Below are 16,847 nucleotides of genomic sequence, written 5' to 3' on the forward strand. Positions count from 1 at the left end.
TTCATCTGCTGACAAAAATAGTCGAAAGGCTGCGATTCGAGAAAGTATCAATAATCGTCGCGATCTTAGCGGCGGCTTTGTGAATCTAAGCCGTAATGCCACGATGATTGCAGAACGCAGCAGGTCATACCGTGGGGCTTCTGGGCCAACAAAAGCGGCGACAGCAGTGGCGGCTAGCGGTGGCTATGTAACTCGTCGTAGACGTTAACGTTTTGGGCACCTATTCAACTGTCAACAGCATCTTTAAGGGTTCATGAAATGGCTTCATCTGCGGTGCGATCGAAGGCTGGCGGCAAATTCGGCGGCAGCGGAAATGCTCCGACAAGGCAAAGAACTTTGACGCCAGTAAGACGGATCGATCGCGCAGAGTTGGCCCAGCGCCGGATCGCAGTAGCCGGATCGCAGGCCAGCAGGCTTGGCGGTCGCAATCGCTTTATTGGGCTAGGTAGTTAGGGCATAGATGGCAGCTCGCATCGACTGGAGTTACTGGCGGCATAAATACGTCACAGGGGATGACTCGGTGACGCATGAAGCGTTGTCTAGGATACCTAATGCACCAGCCCTAATAACCCTTAAAAAGCGTTCTGCGCTTGAGTCGTGGACAAAGCAGCGCGACGAGTTTAGGTTGCGCAAACATACTGTGGTATCTAGTGACCCTGCCGCGATCGCAGCTGCTGAAAAAGTCAATCAGCTGGTAGATATCGCCGCCATGGTGACTCAGCACGACAAAATCGGGCGAGCATTGGAAGGCGTTGCAGGCAAGTGGCTAAAGCAATTTGAAGAGAACCCCGAACTCATTAAAAAGATGCCCGCCCGCGACATAGCTACCCTGTTGCGCATAGGCCTAGACACCCGCCGCATGGCCGCTGGCCTCGCCACACAGCACCAAGAGATCGACCTATCAGGCCTTAGCGATAAAGCACTCGAAAGGATACTCAAGGGTGACGTATAGCCTACGGCTCAGGGCCGCCGCAGAACTAGAGCGCAGACGTCGTCAGGGCAACACCGATCGCAGCCGCCCATTGCCTGACTGCCTCACCCCAGAGCCAGGGGAACACCCCGCCGCATTCCTCGCTCGATCGCTGCCAAAGTCCTCCCTCATTCCCACAGGCGATCGCCACAATGCCGTATGGGAATGGCTGGCCTCACTACAGCCAGGGCAACCTGCCAAACCTCGCGTCGAGATATGGGGCCGGGGCGGTGCCAAAAGTACGATCGCAGAGATGGCTTGTGCCTACCTCGCCTGCACCCTCACCCGCAGGTTTGCGCTGTATGTCTGTGGCACGCAGGATCAGGCGGACCTGCACGTACAGGCGATCGCGGCTCTGCTGGAGCAGATGGGCATTCCTCGCGCGGTCAATGCCTACAGCGCGTCGGTGAACTGGACGGCCCAGAAGCTACAAACAATCAATGGGTTCGGCGTCGTGGGCGTAGGCCTCAACAGCCGGGTGCGGGGGGCGCGCCTGGGAGAGTTCCGCCCTGACTTAATCATCCTCGACGACATCGACGAAACCCACGATAGCCCGCAGGCGGTCACCAAAAAGCTAAAGACCGTCACTTCTGCCGTGTTCGCCGCTGGCAGTGCCGACGCTACGGTGCTATTTATCCAAAACCGCATCCACAAAGACAGCGCGATCGCCCAGGTCGCCGACGGTCGTGCCGAGATTCTCCTAGGGGCTACGGTCACTCAGGAACCTGCCGTGCGCGATCTCGAAGTCGAGCGCATCACAACAGGCGACGGCCCACGCTATCGCATTATCGACGGCACTGCGACCTGGCCCCAGGGGCAAAGCCTAGAGGTCGCAGAGAAGCAGATCAATGAATGGGGCTTACAGGTATTCCTATCGGAGTCGCAGCACGAGGATGCGCCTGATGGTGGACTCTGGAACCGCGATCGCGATATCGACCCTTACCGCGTTGAATCTGCACCACCGCGCCTCACGCTAATTGCGATCGGCGTTGACCCCAGCGGCAGCCTGGGCACTGAGGCAGGGCTAGTCACCGCTGGCCGAGATGATGCAGGACACATCTACATTATGTCCGACGACTCGATGGCGGGCACTACGAACCAATGGGTGCAGCAAGGCATCAGCCGATACCACCGCATGCAGGCCAATGCGATCGTCGCTGAGCGCAACTATGGCGGCGATATGGTCAAGACGCTGTTCCACAATGCCGATCAGCGGGTAGCCGTCGTGGAGGTGTCGGCCTCGCGGGGCAAGCTAGTGCGCGCCGAGCCAGTGCATCAGGCCTACGAGGAAGGGCGTGTGCACCATGTGGGCCACTTCCCTGAGCTAGAGCGCGAGATGTGCACCTGGCAGCCGGGGATGCCCTCGCCCAACCGCTTGGACGCCTTGGTGTGGGTCTGTATCTACCTGATGGGCAATGCCCCTCAGCAGATCGCCACGGCACCGATCGCCACGCCGCACCCCTACGCTAGTACTTTTTAGGGGTTCCCTATATATCAATACTATTTAACCTTTAACTGTTACAGAAAAAGGGCTTAAAGCTTTCTACACCAAGGCTTTGAGCCTTTTTTATTGCGCCCCCACGCACCGCCCAACCGAGCAAGGGTGCAGGGGGTGCGGGGAGTGCAGGGGTCGAAATGTGATTTTTTTCGTGTGATCGCACTCCAAAAAATGGAATGCGATCACACACTTTTTTTGAGCTTTTTTGCCCTGCACCCCTCGCACCCCCTGCACCCGGTGATGCGATCGCACTGCACCCTAGAGACAAAGTTCTGTGGCCGCACTTTGCCTCTATCTAACTCGCCGTCGACCTGGCTCAGGGGTTTAGTTGACAAATTGAGTTTAGTTGACGGGTTTAATTAACTTGCTTGCCCTGTTAACCAAGACAGCGCGATCGCACCCCTCGATCGCTCAACCGCTGATTCCTTCGTCAAGGGTGCAGGGGGTGCGAGGGGTGCAGGGGTCAAAACTTGATTTTTTTCGTATGATCGCAGTCGAAAAAAATGGAGTGCACACACTCACTTTTTTTAGCGTTTCGAGGGTCGCACCCCCTGCACCCCCTGCACCCATTCCAAGCATGAGGCAGTGTCATACAATAGACGGAACGATCGCGAGAGCCCATGGCCGATCCAGTTGCAGGGAAATTAGCGGCTGCCGTTGAAGCATTCGCCCAAGAGTTATTGCAGGAGGTCGCGCCGCCCGACGATCGCGGCAACGTGATCACTGATTTTGTGGACATGATCACGACCAACCCCAGGGCTGGGGCAGGCGTCGAGGTGAGCGTCTTGAACCTGCTGCAACGAATGGGTGAGTATAAGCACCCTGACCAGGCGATCGATGATCACATCCAAGAGCAGTTTGCTCAGATGGATGGCGGCATGAAAATCTCATACGCCGAGATGGCGACCGCCAAGCCGATCGGGTGGAGCGCCAGTGAGTTTGCACTGCGAGAGCCCGTAGACGGCAAATGGTGGATCGAGTCGCTGATGCTGATTCCACCGAAGTATCACAAATTTGAAGGGAGGCTGGGGAAAATTGAGGGGGCCAAATATTTCCCCACCACGGGGCCAGAGTTCACGATTCCGTACGATCGCATCGTGCATGTGGTCAACAGAAGGCATGTGGCAGCCCTGACCGATCGCCCTTTTTATGGCGTGGCCGATTGCCGTCTGGCGATCTCGGCGCACAGGGCATGGAAGATTGTCATTAATGAGGCACTGATCGCAGGGCAGCGGCAGGCCACGCCGATCATTGTGGGCCTGGCTGATCACAACTCACAGGTGCCCTTGTACGACGATCGCGGCGTGCCATTGCGAGATTCGGCAACGCAGCAAATTATCTCGGTGCCAGCCCCTGACAAACTAAAGCGAGAATTGCAAGCGCTCAACACCAATGGCGGGGTGATTACGGCGGGCCTGGGCAGTGACATCAGGGCACTGAACCATCAAACCGATGGCGCGTTCTTCATGCAGCTGCTCGACTACCTCGATCGCACCCTCATGCAGGCGTTCATGGTGCCCTACAGCGTCCTTGAGAATGGCGTGCAGGGTTTGGGCAATGCGGGCCTGGCCGAGACTCAGGTTGATGTGATGGTGATGATGCTGGATAGCATGGCGCAGCAGATCCAAGAGGAACTGCTAGAGAAGGTGATCCGCCCGCTGATCGAGTGGAACTTTGGGGAGCAGGAGAGCTACGGCGAATGGATGCCGCCAGACGAGGAAGCGCACGATCGCATTGAGCTGATGAACGCGCTGACCCAGTCCTTTGCGTCGGGCATGTATAGCGCGAGCGATGAGGCTTTTGTGAACCGGCACCGCGAGCTGGCCGGGATTCCGAAGGCTGAGCAGTTGGTGACGGCGATGAGTAAACCAGTGAGGTATTGGGATTAATGCAGCTGATTCAAGACCCACACTTCCGTGTCGAGATCGATCGCAATGCCAGCAGCGCTAATGCCCCAGCGGGTATTTGGTACGGGCAGCACACTTGTGTCACTGAGGGGTTTAGCCCTGACGACCCACTGCCCAAAGATCCCGAGGGGGCGATCCTACGCCATGCCCTCAAGTCTGAGCACAGTCCTCACTTTTCGGTGCTGCGTTATGGCTACCTAGCGCTGCACTGTGGCGGGTTCCCTCACTCGGTCATGGCCCAACTGACCCGGCATCAGGACTCGGCGCACCTGGTGCAGTCAGGTCGGTACACGGGGCAGCGGTTTGTGAGAGTTGCCCTTGGTGGACTGCCCGTAGACCAAGTGTTTTACTTCCGGCCCCTAGGAACCTACCAGGACAGGCAGGGGCATCGCTACGAATACACAGCCGAAGAACTGGCCTATGACCGATTCGCTTGTCTCAAAGCCTGCGAGCGCTATGCCTACCGACTAGAGAAGGGCTGGGCCGAGGAACACGCCCGCGATCAACTGCCCTACAACTTCCGCCAGAACTTTGCGATCGCGGGCGATCTGCAATCAGTGTTCCATATCTTGGATCAACGGTCAAAAAATGACAGTCAAATAGAAATCCAGTCGTGGGCGGGCATGGCCATGGAACGCGTGATTGAGTTCGTACCGCAAATTGGCCAGTGGTACAAAGAACATCGATATGGCCGGGCAAGATTGGCTCCGTAGCATGCCGCTGTTTCAGGCTCGGAATGGTAAAATAGGTGTACCGGGCAGTGCTTGCAACACCCCCGGAATGGCAACCTAGTTTCGGTAGGTCACATGAATAATTTACCACCTCTTGTCAAAGACCGACGAGGCATGAAGTTTGGTCGGCTGTTGGTCAAAGAGTTTGTCAAAGTTGAAAACAGGCGCTCTTATTGGCTTTGCGAGTGTGACTGTGGCAATACCAGCATCGTCATGGGAGTAAATTTAAGGCACGGCGGCGGCACCAATAGTTGTGGTTGCGCATCCAAGGAAGCGATCGCAAGCACTGGCAAGCTGAGGCCAAGCAAGTCACTAGCCCCAGCAGGCCCAGATTACAGAAGACTTTGGAAGATTCGGGTGGGCATGATCGCTCGATGCTATGACCCCCGACAATTGTTTTACAAAGACTACGGCGGCAGGGGCATCACCGTTTGCGATGAGTGGCTGCACAGCTTTGATGCTTTCTACTTTTGGGCGATCGCATCTGGTTATTCCCCTGAACTTTCCATAGACAGAAAGAACAACGACGAAGGCTACAGCCCTGATAATTGCAAGTGGTCAACCGCAAAAGAGCAGGCCCACAACAGAAGATCCAGCAAAAGATACGAAGCCTTTGGTGAGTCAAAAGTGCTGGAAGAGTGGGGGCGAGATAGTCGTGCCGTAGTGTGCAAAAACACAATCAAAATTCGTGTAGCTAATGGCTGGGATTTTCAATCTGCAATGACTACCCCTGCGATGCCTAGGCGCGATCGCGCACTGCTAGGGCACCAAGGGCGAAGGAAGAAAACAGAAAAGAGGATTGAAACATGCTGATCTACATTGCTGGCCCATATCGTGGCGACGTTAAGCAGAACATTGAGAATGCTCGCAAAGCTGCAATTGCAGTGTGGCAAGCAGGACATGTCGCTATCTGCCCCCACCTCAATACCGCCAATTTTGAGGAAGATTCTGGCCTAGCTGACGAGGTCTACCTCAAGGGCGACTTGGTGATTTTGCAGCGGTGTGACGCTTGCCTATTTCTGCCGAACTGGAAGCAATCGGAGGGGGCGATCGCCGAGCGTGAATTCTGCGAGGCCCAGGGCATTGCTTGCTATACCCTCATGGGTGGCAGTATCGACGGCGATGAAATCTCTGGGTGGCAGCTGCCTGCGTTAATGCCATGCCCTCACCCTGTAGAGCGTGATTGCCCGCAGCAGGTTGAGGGGTTTATGTCGGTGTTGATGGGCATGTATCGTTTGCACCTCAGCAAAAATATGGACTACTCGCCAGCCAACATCTTGGGCACTGGCGAGGTCGGCACCGTCGTGAGGCTGTGGGACAAAATCGCCCGGCTTATGAACTTGATGGGGTTTCAGTTGCAGGTACAGCCCGGCACCTATTCATCGCCCAAAGACCCTAAGCATGAGAGCGTCAATGACACTTTGATGGACGCTGCAAATTATGCCGTCATTGCCCTGCTGTACCGCATGGGCAAATGGGGCCGCTAAACCCTGCACTTTATACCCTATACCCACCCATGACCAAACCCAACCTCTCTCCTCTGTTCGATCGCATCAATGCCCGTGCCTACGCCATTCTTCAGCAGCATGGCAAGACGCTGGAGCAGCTGCAAGAGTACACCGTTGAACAGCTCAACGAGATCAAAGGCATCGGCGATCGCTGGGCCACCGACATCCGCGCCGCCCTAGACTCGCTGCAACCTGTCCCCGCCGTCACCGATCCACCAGATTGGGAGTACATCGACACGGATGCACCTACTGCGATCGAACTGGCCCACACCCCCATGGATGAGCTGAGCGACGCTGAGGGCGCGACCTTGCTTGAGGCAGTATTGACCGAGGTGCCCGACGACGAATCGCCCCTAGACATGGCCCTGCGCTATCTGAGGGAGTGTGGCCGCGAGGCTGATGCGGAGGTGTTAGCGCGCAAGGTCGATCGCGATGGGGCCGATGCAGTGACGGAGACTGCGATCGCGATCTTGGAAGGGTTGCCCGGTGGGGAGCTGCCGAAGAACCTGGCGCAGGATGTCAGGGAGAAGGCGGGGCTATAAATTCCTGTACCCAAATTGGGCCATCGTTCCGCCCGATCGCGCCGTGGCCGATACGCTAGGGATGACAGCCTACAGGTAGCGGCATGGCGCAGTCCTTCAACATTGCACGGGTGGTGACCAGCACCACGACTGAGGCCAGCTCGCAGTCCGTGGCCGTCCACGAAGTTTCACCCAATATCACCTACTGCGATCGCACTGCCACCATCAGCGGTAACCTGACGCTATTGGGCCGCATCAAGATCACTCGGGAAACCTCCGGCAGCCTTCAGCGCGACACGATTCAATATCTCGACTTTAGCAGCACGATCGCCACATTTACCGCCGCTGCTGTCACCACGCCGTTTTCAGATGCTGAGGCCGATCGCATTGTTGACCTGGGGAGTACGCCTTGGATTGATATGAATGCTGTCTATACCGCCAATGGCGATACCACGGGAGCGTAGATGCTTTACAAAAACTTGAGCGATGACACCTTGACCATTGAGTCTGCGATCGGCCCTATGCGGGTTGCGCCGGGGGATGAGGTTGCGATCGCGCCCTCTGCGGCAAAGCCTTACCTCGATGCGAAGCACCTGGAGTTGGTGCAGTCCGAGTTTGAGGGTGAGACGAAGAAATCCCGCCGCGCCACTAAGGAGGCCGAATAAATAGATGGCTACATTACAAGATAGAAAGCTCAAAGGCCTTACTAATATTGCGGTGTTCGATACCAGCGTGAGCCCCAAGCTGGCCTACATCTTGGAAACCCCGACCGGCGCAGAGCTCGACCTAGGCATCGAAGAAGTGTTGAACGAAACTACTTCAGAGCTAGGCGAGACAGTGATCGAGTCGTCATTCATTTCGGCACAGCGGCCCATCTTGTCGATGACGCTGCCCAGTGGATCGCCTACAGCTACGGCGTTGCGGTTTGGCCGCAAGTTACAGACGGCTGTGGGTAAGACTGTGGCGGTAGAGAAGCGCATCCGAGTCACGGCGACGAACAATATTAAAGTAGGGGCCGCGTCGGGTAAAGAAGGCAACGGCATGACGGCGGATCAAGCACTGTCGCAGGCGTGGGCGCTTGATGGCCTCGGCATCCCTGTGGCGCTGACTCGTGTTGCCCACGCGACCATTAACCCTGAAACCGATACGATGTCCTTCAGTCAGGGTGCTGATGGGGCCTACAAATTCACCGAAGATTTGATCGGTAGTGACGTCTTCTACAGCTTCCCATTGACCAATCAGTCGGTGTTGGAGATTGGTGAGGATAGCCTTGATCAATTGGAGATTAATCTCACTGGAATTATGCGGGATCTCCGCTTGTTCCGAATGGAGATCCCGTCAGCATCTATCGATTTTGGGGGGTCAGGCAATTTGCCTATTGGGCCGGGAGAGTTGAGTCTCAACCTGAGAATTCAATATGACGGAAGTACGTGCCAGCCCATCAAAATTTATTGGTTAGGTCAAGCACGGGCCTGTTAGTCGCAGTGTATCGAGCTTGAAATGATACAATAGAGGGGAGGATTGCAGTCCTCCCCTTTTTAATTACTCCCTTGTGCAAGAAGGAAGCAATATGAATAGATTAACACCTGAAGCGATCGCCGAAGGCCTGGAGTCGGGCAGGTATCGCTACATGAGAAAACAGTGCAAGCAAGGGCATGAATGGGCTGGCACTGGGAAGTCCCTCAGCAGAACGTCTGATAAAGGCTGCTTATTTTGCTCAATTGAAAGCGCTCGGGCTCAATACAAAAATACAGATAGAAATACAGAAGAGTATCGCGAAATCAGGCGGATCAGGAATCAGAGGTACCGCGATCGCCTCAAAGCTGAAGGCGGCGATCGACTAAAAGAGCATCGCCGTAAGCACATAGAGCGAAACTTACAATGGAGAATAGAGTCAGCAGAGTCCTACCGCGAAACTTTACGGCGTTATCGGGCATCCGAAAAGGGTAAGCTTCTCAAGAAGAAGAATGAAAACAAGCGGCGGGCGGCAAAAGCAGGTAACCACAGCGTGCCGTATAGCAGGAAAGACTTGCGATCGCGACTGTCCGAGTTTGACAGCAAATGTGTTTACTGCGCTAAGACTGTGACAACTGAAAACACCCATAGCTGGGATCATTTCATACCGCTATCCAAAGGTGGTTGTGACACGCTTGGAAATTTAGTGCTAGCCTGCCGATTCTGCAACAATAGCAAGAAAGACCGCGATCCTGAGGCATGGTATTTCGCTCAGCCGTTTGCGACAAAGCGAAAATGGAGTGCGTTACTTAAACAATTGGGGAAAACTGAGGCTAATCAACTCCCATTGATCTAAAGCTTGGTGCGCTGAGTAGTGTCATGGGGCGAGGCTATCTGCGGCCTCGCTTTTTTGTGGGAGTGCGATCGCCTAAAAGCTCAAAGCGCCAATGCCCCGAGAGTGCAGTTCAGGACGTTGGCGCGATCGCATTCTATCACCGCTCACCGTACCTCGCCTACAATAGTTTCATTCCACTCTCGGCACGATCGCACCCCATGAAGACCCTCGACATTCGCATCGGCGACGAATTGGTGACCATTCGCCCGGTGCCGCGATCGCAGCTCAGCCTCCTCAGCCAAAAGCTGCTAGAGCTGCAAAGCCTGTGGATTGAGGAAGAATTCTCAACGGGTGACACCCTAGCCCGCGAAGATGCGTGGGCGCTGGTTAAGGCATTGTGGGGAATGCTGCCGATCGCAGCCACTCCAGAGGCCTGCCTGAGCCCTGCCAGCCTAGACAAGCTCGCCAGCGACTATGAGCAGCTGCAACAGATATTCTTTGGCGATCCGACGGCGGCCTGGCAGGGCTCGATGGCTACTTTTGACCTAGACGCATTCCAGGGCTGCGCACTGTGGCGGCTGCATGAGGTAACCCCCAGAAAAAAGCTGGTACTGGCGGACGAGTTACGCCGGGCGAGGCTCCAACCCGAGAACTCACCGCCGCAGACGTCCCCATCGAGCCATCAGGAAACGCTGAAGCCGACACTATTGCCAACCTCATCAACGGCTTTGGCGAAGTCGGCTTAACGCTCTACTACACCCTCGACGCCGATACCCTCGACGGGCTCATCTACACCAGCAATCAACTACGCCAAGACCCAGAGCGCCGCCTCGACGACTACCTCAAGCGCTGCGTCGATGAACACTTTGGCAACGACGAGGGCGCACGGTTGGCTGCCCTAGGGGTGACTGAGGACATGGTTGTAGTGAGCGATCGCCCTGCTGACCCCATGGCGGTGCTGCGACGGATCGAGGCTGGCACTACCGCCGAAGACTGATCGCACCCCTGCACCCACCCGCCGCCCGCCGCCTGGGGCGGCTTTTTCTTAGCTACATCCATTTATTAAACCCTATATATATTTATTCTTCTATAGGTACAGATATATAAATAGGCGTTTAGTGCAGGGCGTGCGAGGGGTGCAGGGGTCAAAATGCGATTTTTTTCGTGTGATCGCATTCCGTTTTTTTGGAGAACGCACACCCACTTTTTTTGACGTTTTGAGGGTCGCACCTCCTGCACCCCCTGCACCCGGTTGGTAGGTCGTATCGCCCGTGGAACGCTGGCATAGAATGGGGGCAGTGTTCTTAGGCCCTGTGCATGACCGATCGCGAGTTGACGATTAAGTTTGTTGGCAAGGATGCGGGGCTGGAGAGGGCGGCACTGGCTGGTGCGGATGCTGTAGACCGGCTGGGCGAAAAAGCACTGGGTGCGGCTCGAAAACTAGAGGATGCGGGAGGGTCCACAAAAGGATTCAGTGGCGCGATCGCAGGCTTGGCGGCAGGCGCATCCTTCGCGGCGATCGACCTCCTGACAAATGCGTTGCAGTCGGCAGGTGCGGCGGTGCTGGGTTTTGTCTCTAGCACGTTCCAGGTCGGTGGCGCGGCGCAGCAGGCTGACGTGGCATTTACGACAATGCTAGGCAGCGCAGAAAAGGCCCAAGCGGTATTGAGTGAACTGAGCGACTTCGCAGCCACAACTCCGTTTGACTTGCCAGGGGTAAGGGCGGCGGGGCAGCAGCTGCTTGCATTTGGTTTTGTGCCTGAGGCGCTCACAGAGAACTTGACTCGATTAGGCGACGTGGCGGCAGGGGTGAATACTGACTTTGGGGAGTTGGCTACCATTTACGGAAAGGCGAAGGTAGCAGGACGTCTCTATGCCGAGGATGTGAACCAGCTGACCGAGCGAGGCATCCCAATTATTCAAGAGTTTGCCAAGCAATTTGGGGTGGCCGAGAGCCAGGTCAAAATACTGGTTGAACAGGGAAAGATTGGGTTCCCTGAGTTAGAGAAAGCTTTCATTGGCATGACCAGCGAGGGCGGGAAATTTGGCGGGCTGATGGCGGCGCAGGCCAAAACTATTCCAGGCCAGGTCAGCAACATTCAAGACAGCTTTATTCGGTTGCAAGAGGCTATCTTCAAAGCCCTTGGCCCAGCGACTGCGGCAGTACTCACCACGTTTCAGGCCACGCTGAACGAAACCGGGAAAAACTTTGACGGGTTCGGCCCATTGGCGGCTGCGGGGGAAAGGCTCAATAAGGTGCTGAGCGAAAACCCAGAGATTGCTAAGCGCTTGGGTGAGGCATTAGGGACGCTGGCTAACGAGGGCGTAGAGCAATTGGCGTCGCTGATTGAGGCGGCCGCTGGGTTTGCTGAGAACCAAGAGAACATTGACGGATTGGCCGAGGCGATCGAGGGCGTGGCCATTAGCATCAACTTTGCGGCGGCAGGCGCGGGTAAGTTGCTGGAATTGCGCGACGCAATCACGGGACTTATAGACAAGGCGGGTGATATTCCGATTGTGGGCCAAGCGCTTAACTTGGTACTGGCCCCATTGTTGGCCGTGCAAGGGTTCCCCGGTGCAGTGCAGGGGCTAGGTGAACTGCGCGATCGCGCTGAAAGGCTCAAAGATAACCTGCTGGGCGTGCGCAATGAGTTTGAGGGATTAGGTGCTAGTACCGGGAAGGCACTAGCTGGAGCTGGAGCTAATGTAAGTGCAGCGCTAGATACAGCCCTAAAAAATGTCCAAAAAACTAGCCAAAACCAAAAGCCAAAAGAACCGGAAAAGCCCAAGCCTCCTGACCTAAGCGCGATCGAAGATAAATATAAAGGACTCACAGCGACAATCGACATTGAAGAGTCGAAGCAAATTGCCGCGCTGGTCAGAAGCGGCGCAACTCAGGAGAAGATCGCGGCAGAGGAACAGAAGTTTCTGCAAAAGCGCATTGACCTAAACCAGCAAAAAGCTAATGAACTCAGGGCGGTTAACGCCAACGCCCTTGACGAAAAAGGGCAGGCCAAACTTAGAGACGACTTACTGAAGCTTGACCAGGACCTGGCAAGCGATCGCCTCAAAATTGCCGAAGCCGCCGCCGCCGCGAGGGAAGCCGCCGAGAAAAAAGCATTGGAGGCGATCGAGGAAGCCGCAGAGAAGGCCAACAACGTCGCCACCGAAGGAGAGCAACAGCGTCAGATCGAACTGGCCAAGCTGCGGCGCGATGGGGTGATCGGCGAGGAAGAGTATCAGGAGCAGTTGACCAATGCAGGGCGCGATCGCATTAAGGCTGAACTTGCAGCGGAGCAAGCAAAATTTGCCGCGCTGAAGAACGCAGCCGGGGCCGACGAGGATGATAAGACCGCATCTCGCCAGCGCATCAACTCCTTGACTCTTGAGCTGATTGAGTCAGAGATTGAGGCAGAGGAAGAGGCCACCAAAACAATCGAGGCTGAGCTAGAAAAGCGTAAAGAGGCGATCGAGGCTCAAGCTCAAGCCGCCGAAAACTCTGCCCAAGCCGAGGTGCTGAGCCTAGAGCAAGTGGCCACCGCACTAGAGGCCATCAACGGCGCATACGATCGCCAGGCCCAACTGCTCAGCGCCCGTACCAACCTCCTCAACACCCTAGGCAGTGCCCTCAGTGACTCGTTCAACAATGGCGTCACCCTCCTTAACCAAGACATCGCCAATGCCAAAAAAGAGAAGGATCGCACCCGACTGACAAAGGAGCGCGACAACCTGGAGAAGCAAGCCGCCACTGCCCGTCGCGCATCCCTGGAACGATCGCAGGCACTGGAACTGCTGACTTTCGACCTTAGACAGAAGCAGCTGCAAATAGAGAACCAGATCGAACAGGCCCGCATTCGAGGCGCGATCGCAGAGAACCAGGCGGCGCAGGCCAGAGCACAGGCCAATATCGCCACGCTACAGGCGGAGGGGGCCAGCGCGGAACAGGTGCAGGCGGCCCAGCTCGACCTACAAGCGTCTAGGCAGTCGGGCGAGGCATTGGCCCAACAATTTGCCGCCACCATTCAGCAGAGTGGGCTGATTCAGGAGCTAGGAGGCATTGAGCGTCAGGGCATCCAAGCATCCCAGCGCAGTGCGTTAACCACCTTTGACACGCAAGAACTCGATCGCCGGTTTCAGGCTCTAGACGATCGCGAGGCCAATGCCCGCAGTGGTCGTGAGCGCCGAGAAATTGAGCGTGAACGTGAGCAGCTGCAAGGGCAGAACAACCGACTACAACGACAGACACAGCAGGATATTCAATTCTTTGGCGGTGGCGAGGCATCAGCATTCCAAGATGCTGTTTCAGGCCTGAACCAATTTGCCGATCGCATGAATGGCGTGCCTATGTTAAACGGCGGGGGCGGGGCACCGACTGGGCCGTTGGGCGGTGGCAGAACCGTTGTACCTACCGGGCTAGATGATGCTGGTGCTCAACGCTTTCTGGATGGGGCCAAGCAAAACCTAGAAGCGTCGCAGCGTAACGCTGAGGGTGTTTTTGCTGGCATCAAGGCAATGTACGAAGAGGCGGGTATTCAGTTCGGCGATCGCCCTGTAGACCCGGCGCAACGGGCTCAGGATAGAGCAAGTATTGAACAAGAGATCGCCTCAAGAGTACAGCAGGCTACAGGGCAAATGGGCGGGGCAGCAGGTGGCACTAACATCACCAACGACGTGACGATCAACATCACCGGGGCCGACACTGCCGACGGTGGCCTGGCGCAGAACGTCGAGGACCAGGTGTTCGCAGGCCTCAGCCGCGTGATCAGCCGCACCCAATCACTACTCGGCTAGATCGCGCTTCACTAATTCAATACATTGCCACCGTTGCTGCTGCTGTATCGTGCGTGATACGATACGGATACAGTCACGGAACGATCGCCATGGACACCTACGCAGCCTCTTTCGGAACACCTACACTCCCTGCCTATTACGAGGCTGATGAGCAGGCGTGTTTTGCAGCCGGGCGAGCGTGGGCAGCGGTAGGCAATGCCAAGTTACCTCGCATGGCAACGGTGCAGTGTGGGGAGCGCGTGCGACAGGTGCCGGTTGTGGGTTCATCGCATGAGTTCGCGAAGGCATTTGTGCGTGGCTGGCGGGTGCAGAAATTAGAGCAACAGTTACCACAAGGATAGTCAGTCATGGATAGAGGATCGGGTCGGAATATTGCGATCGCGCTGATCGCATTGCAGGTATTTCTAGGAGCAGGTGCAGCAATAGCAAGCGATCGCGGTTCATTCCCCGAAAAGATGTGCGCACCGGGGCGGGACGGCGGCATTGTTTGCACTTAAAGCGAGGTAGGGGGTACTGCCCAGGCATCTGCACCAGGGCAAGCATTTTTAGCAGGTAAAACGCTATGAATAAGCGCGAAGAATTAAGGGTAAAAATTCTAGAAAAGGTCAATGTAGCAAAAGAAGCTCCCACCAAGAAATCGTTGGCGCAGTCATGCGGTGAAACCAGAATCTACCGCAAAGGATCGCATGGGGAGCAGCATCGCCTGTCAGACATCTTCGCTGCGGTAATCGACGACATGGTGTCCAAGGGCGAGGTAGTTCTAGACGATCGCCCCATCTACAATGCACCCCGCGTGCGCCTGCCCGACCGCCCTGCCAAGCCTCTATTTCAAGACCACCAAGGCCCGCCTGTGGTGACCTGGCGCGACCCATCGGTGATTGACCCAGCGATCGCACGGGCCAAACCCACGACGCAGCCTAAGGAGAAGGAAGCCGAGATAGTGGACATTAAGCTGCCACCCTCGCTGCTGCCCGTTGCGGTGGCTAAGGCTGAGGTTGCTGCGGTGGACAAGGTTGCGCCAATGTCCGCAGCTGCCAAGGCGATCGCGCAGCCTGTGGCGGTGACTCGGGTTAAGGTTCCCAAGAAGAAACCTAACCAACGTGCGATCGAGGCATGGGCTTCGCTGATAGAGGCAGGTAAACCGTTTAGCCGCACGACATGGTGCCATCTAGCCCACATTTCCTCAGGGGCGATCGGTCGATGGGTGGTCGTGCATGACGCTGTAGACGTGGCGATCCGATGCATGACGGCGGCGGACTGGCAGGGCATGGATCAGTGGCTCGATGTGGTGGCCGACTCCATTGTCAAAAGTGAACTACCGCCCGTGCCTACGCCTAGCAACGACGGCACGATCGCAGATCTTGAGCGACGGCTGGCGGTATTGCAGGCAGAGAACGCTGAACTGAAAGCGCGATCGCCCGAGCCCGCTGCGATACTGCCGTCGCCCATTGAGGTGCTGGTGGGTAAAGTGCGTGACTTGGATGTGGTGCTAAATAAGCGCAACAGCGAGGCATTGGCCCATGCTGCTGAGACGCAGCAATTGGAGAATGAGAGAACTGCGCTATTGACTGCGATCGGTGTTCTACAAAAGGAGAGTAAGTGATGGGTTGGTCATCAGGATCTATGTTAATGTCCCAAATCATTGAAGCGTACAAACCGCTTCAAATTAGGTTAGATCACTCTATTCAAGTTCAGTTTTGGCTAAAAGTTATTGAAGGTTTTCAAGACGAAGATTGCGATACGTTGGACGAATGTATTGACGGTAAACAAGTCCCGTCTAGCTACAAAGAAGCGTATTTCAAGCTTAATCCTTGGACTCATGGTTACAGAACGGGATGCGGATTAGAACCAGGGCCAAACCCTTGGGATCGTGAAGAATTCTCTGATCAGTGGGAGCGGTGGAATGATGGATATGCCGAGGGGGATTAAACAATGGGCCAAGCTAAACGCCGCAGACAGCACGATCGCACCTGGGGCACCCCGTTGCTTTACGAAGCCTATTTCTTCGGTGCCGACGTCGAGCAGGTGTGCTCGATCCAAGTGCAGGTGCCCCGCCGCCGCGCTGTCATCGACCAAGACACCGCCGCCGTGCAGATAGCCCAGTGCCTACATTGGTGCACTATGTACCGCGCGACGAGCGATGCACGGGACAGGGCGATCGCGCGGCTAGGATTCGATGCTGAGACCTGGGCGCAGTTTGTGGAACTGTGCGATCAGTCGTTGCCGGAGGTTGCGTGGTGCATGGAGTTGTGGCCCCCTACTGGTGACGCAGTTTATGCGGGCTATGGTGGGACAGACCTCGATCGCGCGAAGGCATTGCGCGGGCACGAGGGGGAGTTGCATCGGACGGATGAGCGATCGGCTGGAGTAGGCGTGGGGATAGTGCGGTAATGGGCTTAAATGTAGTTTTTTTAGGCAGGTGAGTTAGTTATGGATTCAGATACAGCACAGGCAGCGATTGTGTTGGGTTCGGTAGTAGTAGGCTCCTTAGCCTCGCAAGCCTTTGCCTACAGTCGCCATCGAGCAGAGCTGCGTAAGATGGATGAGCAGTTGGCAGCTATAGATGATAGGATAGCGAGCTCTATGAAACGGTTAAGAGAGAAGATGGAATCTGATAGGGCGAAACGTGAA

The 16,847-nt window shown here is 56.0% G+C and carries 19 protein-coding genes; all 19 read left to right on the forward strand.

The annotated features are described in order from the left end of the window. Nucleotides 1-258 precede the first annotated feature (258 nt). The 19 genes from H6F75_RS00370 (at nt 259) to H6F75_RS00455 (ending at nt 16,607) form a co-directional block, all read left to right on the forward strand. Nucleotides 259-453, forward strand: a complete 195-nt coding sequence (locus H6F75_RS00370; RefSeq protein ID WP_190748120.1) for a hypothetical protein — start codon at nt 259-261, stop codon at nt 451-453. A gap of 7 nt (nt 454-460) precedes the next feature. Then, nucleotides 461-952 (forward strand): hypothetical protein, encoded by a 492-nt coding sequence (locus H6F75_RS00375; protein WP_190748121.1) that lies wholly within the window; start codon nt 461-463, stop codon nt 950-952. Further along, the gene (locus tag H6F75_RS00380; protein ID WP_190748123.1) at nt 942-2,450 is read left to right on the forward strand and encodes a DNA-packaging protein; all 1,509 of its coding nucleotides are present in this window, start codon (nt 942-944) and stop codon (nt 2,448-2,450) included. The genes H6F75_RS00375 and H6F75_RS00380 overlap by 11 nt, the downstream gene beginning before the upstream one ends. Nucleotides 2,451-3,088: 638 nt before the next feature. Beyond that, nucleotides 3,089-4,357 (forward strand): hypothetical protein, encoded by a 1,269-nt coding sequence (locus tag H6F75_RS00385; RefSeq protein ID WP_190748125.1) that lies wholly within the window; start codon nt 3,089-3,091, stop codon nt 4,355-4,357. Next, entirely contained in the window at nt 4,357-5,088 is a 732-nt protein-coding gene (gene thyX, locus H6F75_RS00390) for an FAD-dependent thymidylate synthase (RefSeq protein ID WP_190748127.1), read from the forward strand. The genes H6F75_RS00385 and thyX overlap by 1 nt, the downstream gene beginning before the upstream one ends. Nucleotides 5,089-5,181: 93 nt before the next feature. Then, nucleotides 5,182-5,919, forward strand: coding sequence for a hypothetical protein (locus tag H6F75_RS00395; RefSeq protein WP_190748129.1), 738 nt, complete (start codon nt 5,182-5,184; stop codon nt 5,917-5,919). Then, complete coding sequence (locus tag H6F75_RS00400) at nt 5,913-6,593, forward strand: DUF4406 domain-containing protein (RefSeq protein WP_190748131.1); 681 nt, start codon at nt 5,913-5,915, stop codon at nt 6,591-6,593. The genes H6F75_RS00395 and H6F75_RS00400 overlap by 7 nt, the downstream gene beginning before the upstream one ends. 29 nt (nt 6,594-6,622) lie before the next feature. Continuing rightward, nucleotides 6,623-7,156 carry a hypothetical protein gene (locus tag H6F75_RS00405; protein ID WP_190748133.1) on the forward strand — a complete coding sequence of 178 codons (534 nt, stop codon included), beginning with the start codon at nt 6,623-6,625 and terminating at the stop codon, nt 7,154-7,156. An 83-nt stretch (nt 7,157-7,239) separates the two neighbouring features. Then, on the forward strand, nt 7,240-7,599 hold the full coding sequence (locus H6F75_RS00410) for a hypothetical protein (RefSeq protein ID WP_190748135.1): 360 nt from the start codon (nt 7,240-7,242) through the stop codon (nt 7,597-7,599). Continuing rightward, a complete protein-coding gene (locus H6F75_RS00415) occupies nt 7,600-7,800 on the forward strand; it encodes a hypothetical protein (RefSeq protein ID WP_190748137.1) in 201 nt (66 codons plus the stop codon). Nucleotides 7,801-7,804: 4 nt separating this feature from the next. Then, nucleotides 7,805-8,614: a hypothetical protein gene (locus H6F75_RS00420; RefSeq protein WP_190748139.1), complete on the forward strand. Its 810-nt coding sequence runs from the start codon at nt 7,805-7,807 to the stop codon at nt 8,612-8,614. A gap of 91 nt (nt 8,615-8,705) precedes the next feature. Next, nucleotides 8,706-9,446 (forward strand): HNH endonuclease signature motif containing protein, encoded by a 741-nt coding sequence (locus H6F75_RS00425; RefSeq protein ID WP_190748141.1) that lies wholly within the window; start codon nt 8,706-8,708, stop codon nt 9,444-9,446. 23 nt (nt 9,447-9,469) lie between these two features. After that, on the forward strand, nt 9,470-10,171 hold the full coding sequence (locus H6F75_RS00430) for a hypothetical protein (RefSeq protein ID WP_190748143.1): 702 nt from the start codon (nt 9,470-9,472) through the stop codon (nt 10,169-10,171). Between the two features lie 571 nt (nt 10,172-10,742). Next, a complete protein-coding gene (locus H6F75_RS00435) occupies nt 10,743-14,216 on the forward strand; it encodes a tape measure protein (protein WP_190748145.1) in 3,474 nt (1,157 codons plus the stop codon). 89 nt (nt 14,217-14,305) lie between these two features. Continuing rightward, on the forward strand, nt 14,306-14,557 hold the full coding sequence (locus H6F75_RS27885; RefSeq protein ID WP_206754655.1) for a hypothetical protein: 252 nt from the start codon (nt 14,306-14,308) through the stop codon (nt 14,555-14,557). Between the two features lie 6 nt (nt 14,558-14,563). Next, the gene (locus H6F75_RS00440) at nt 14,564-14,713 is read left to right on the forward strand and encodes a hypothetical protein (protein WP_190748147.1); all 150 of its coding nucleotides are present in this window, start codon (nt 14,564-14,566) and stop codon (nt 14,711-14,713) included. Nucleotides 14,714-14,778: 65 nt separating this feature from the next. Further along, complete coding sequence (locus tag H6F75_RS00445) at nt 14,779-15,819, forward strand: hypothetical protein (protein ID WP_190748149.1); 1,041 nt, start codon at nt 14,779-14,781, stop codon at nt 15,817-15,819. Between the two features lie 26 nt (nt 15,820-15,845). After that, nucleotides 15,846-16,145, forward strand: a complete 300-nt coding sequence (locus tag H6F75_RS00450; RefSeq protein ID WP_190748151.1) for a hypothetical protein — start codon at nt 15,846-15,848, stop codon at nt 16,143-16,145. 3 nt (nt 16,146-16,148) lie between these two features. Further along, the gene (locus H6F75_RS00455) at nt 16,149-16,607 is read left to right on the forward strand and encodes a hypothetical protein (RefSeq protein ID WP_190748153.1); all 459 of its coding nucleotides are present in this window, start codon (nt 16,149-16,151) and stop codon (nt 16,605-16,607) included. Nucleotides 16,608-16,847 lie beyond the last annotated feature (240 nt).

It is taken from the genome of Nodosilinea sp. FACHB-131 (assembly GCF_014695395.1).
Taxonomy (GTDB): domain Bacteria; phylum Cyanobacteriota; class Cyanobacteriia; order Phormidesmidales; family Phormidesmidaceae; genus Nodosilinea.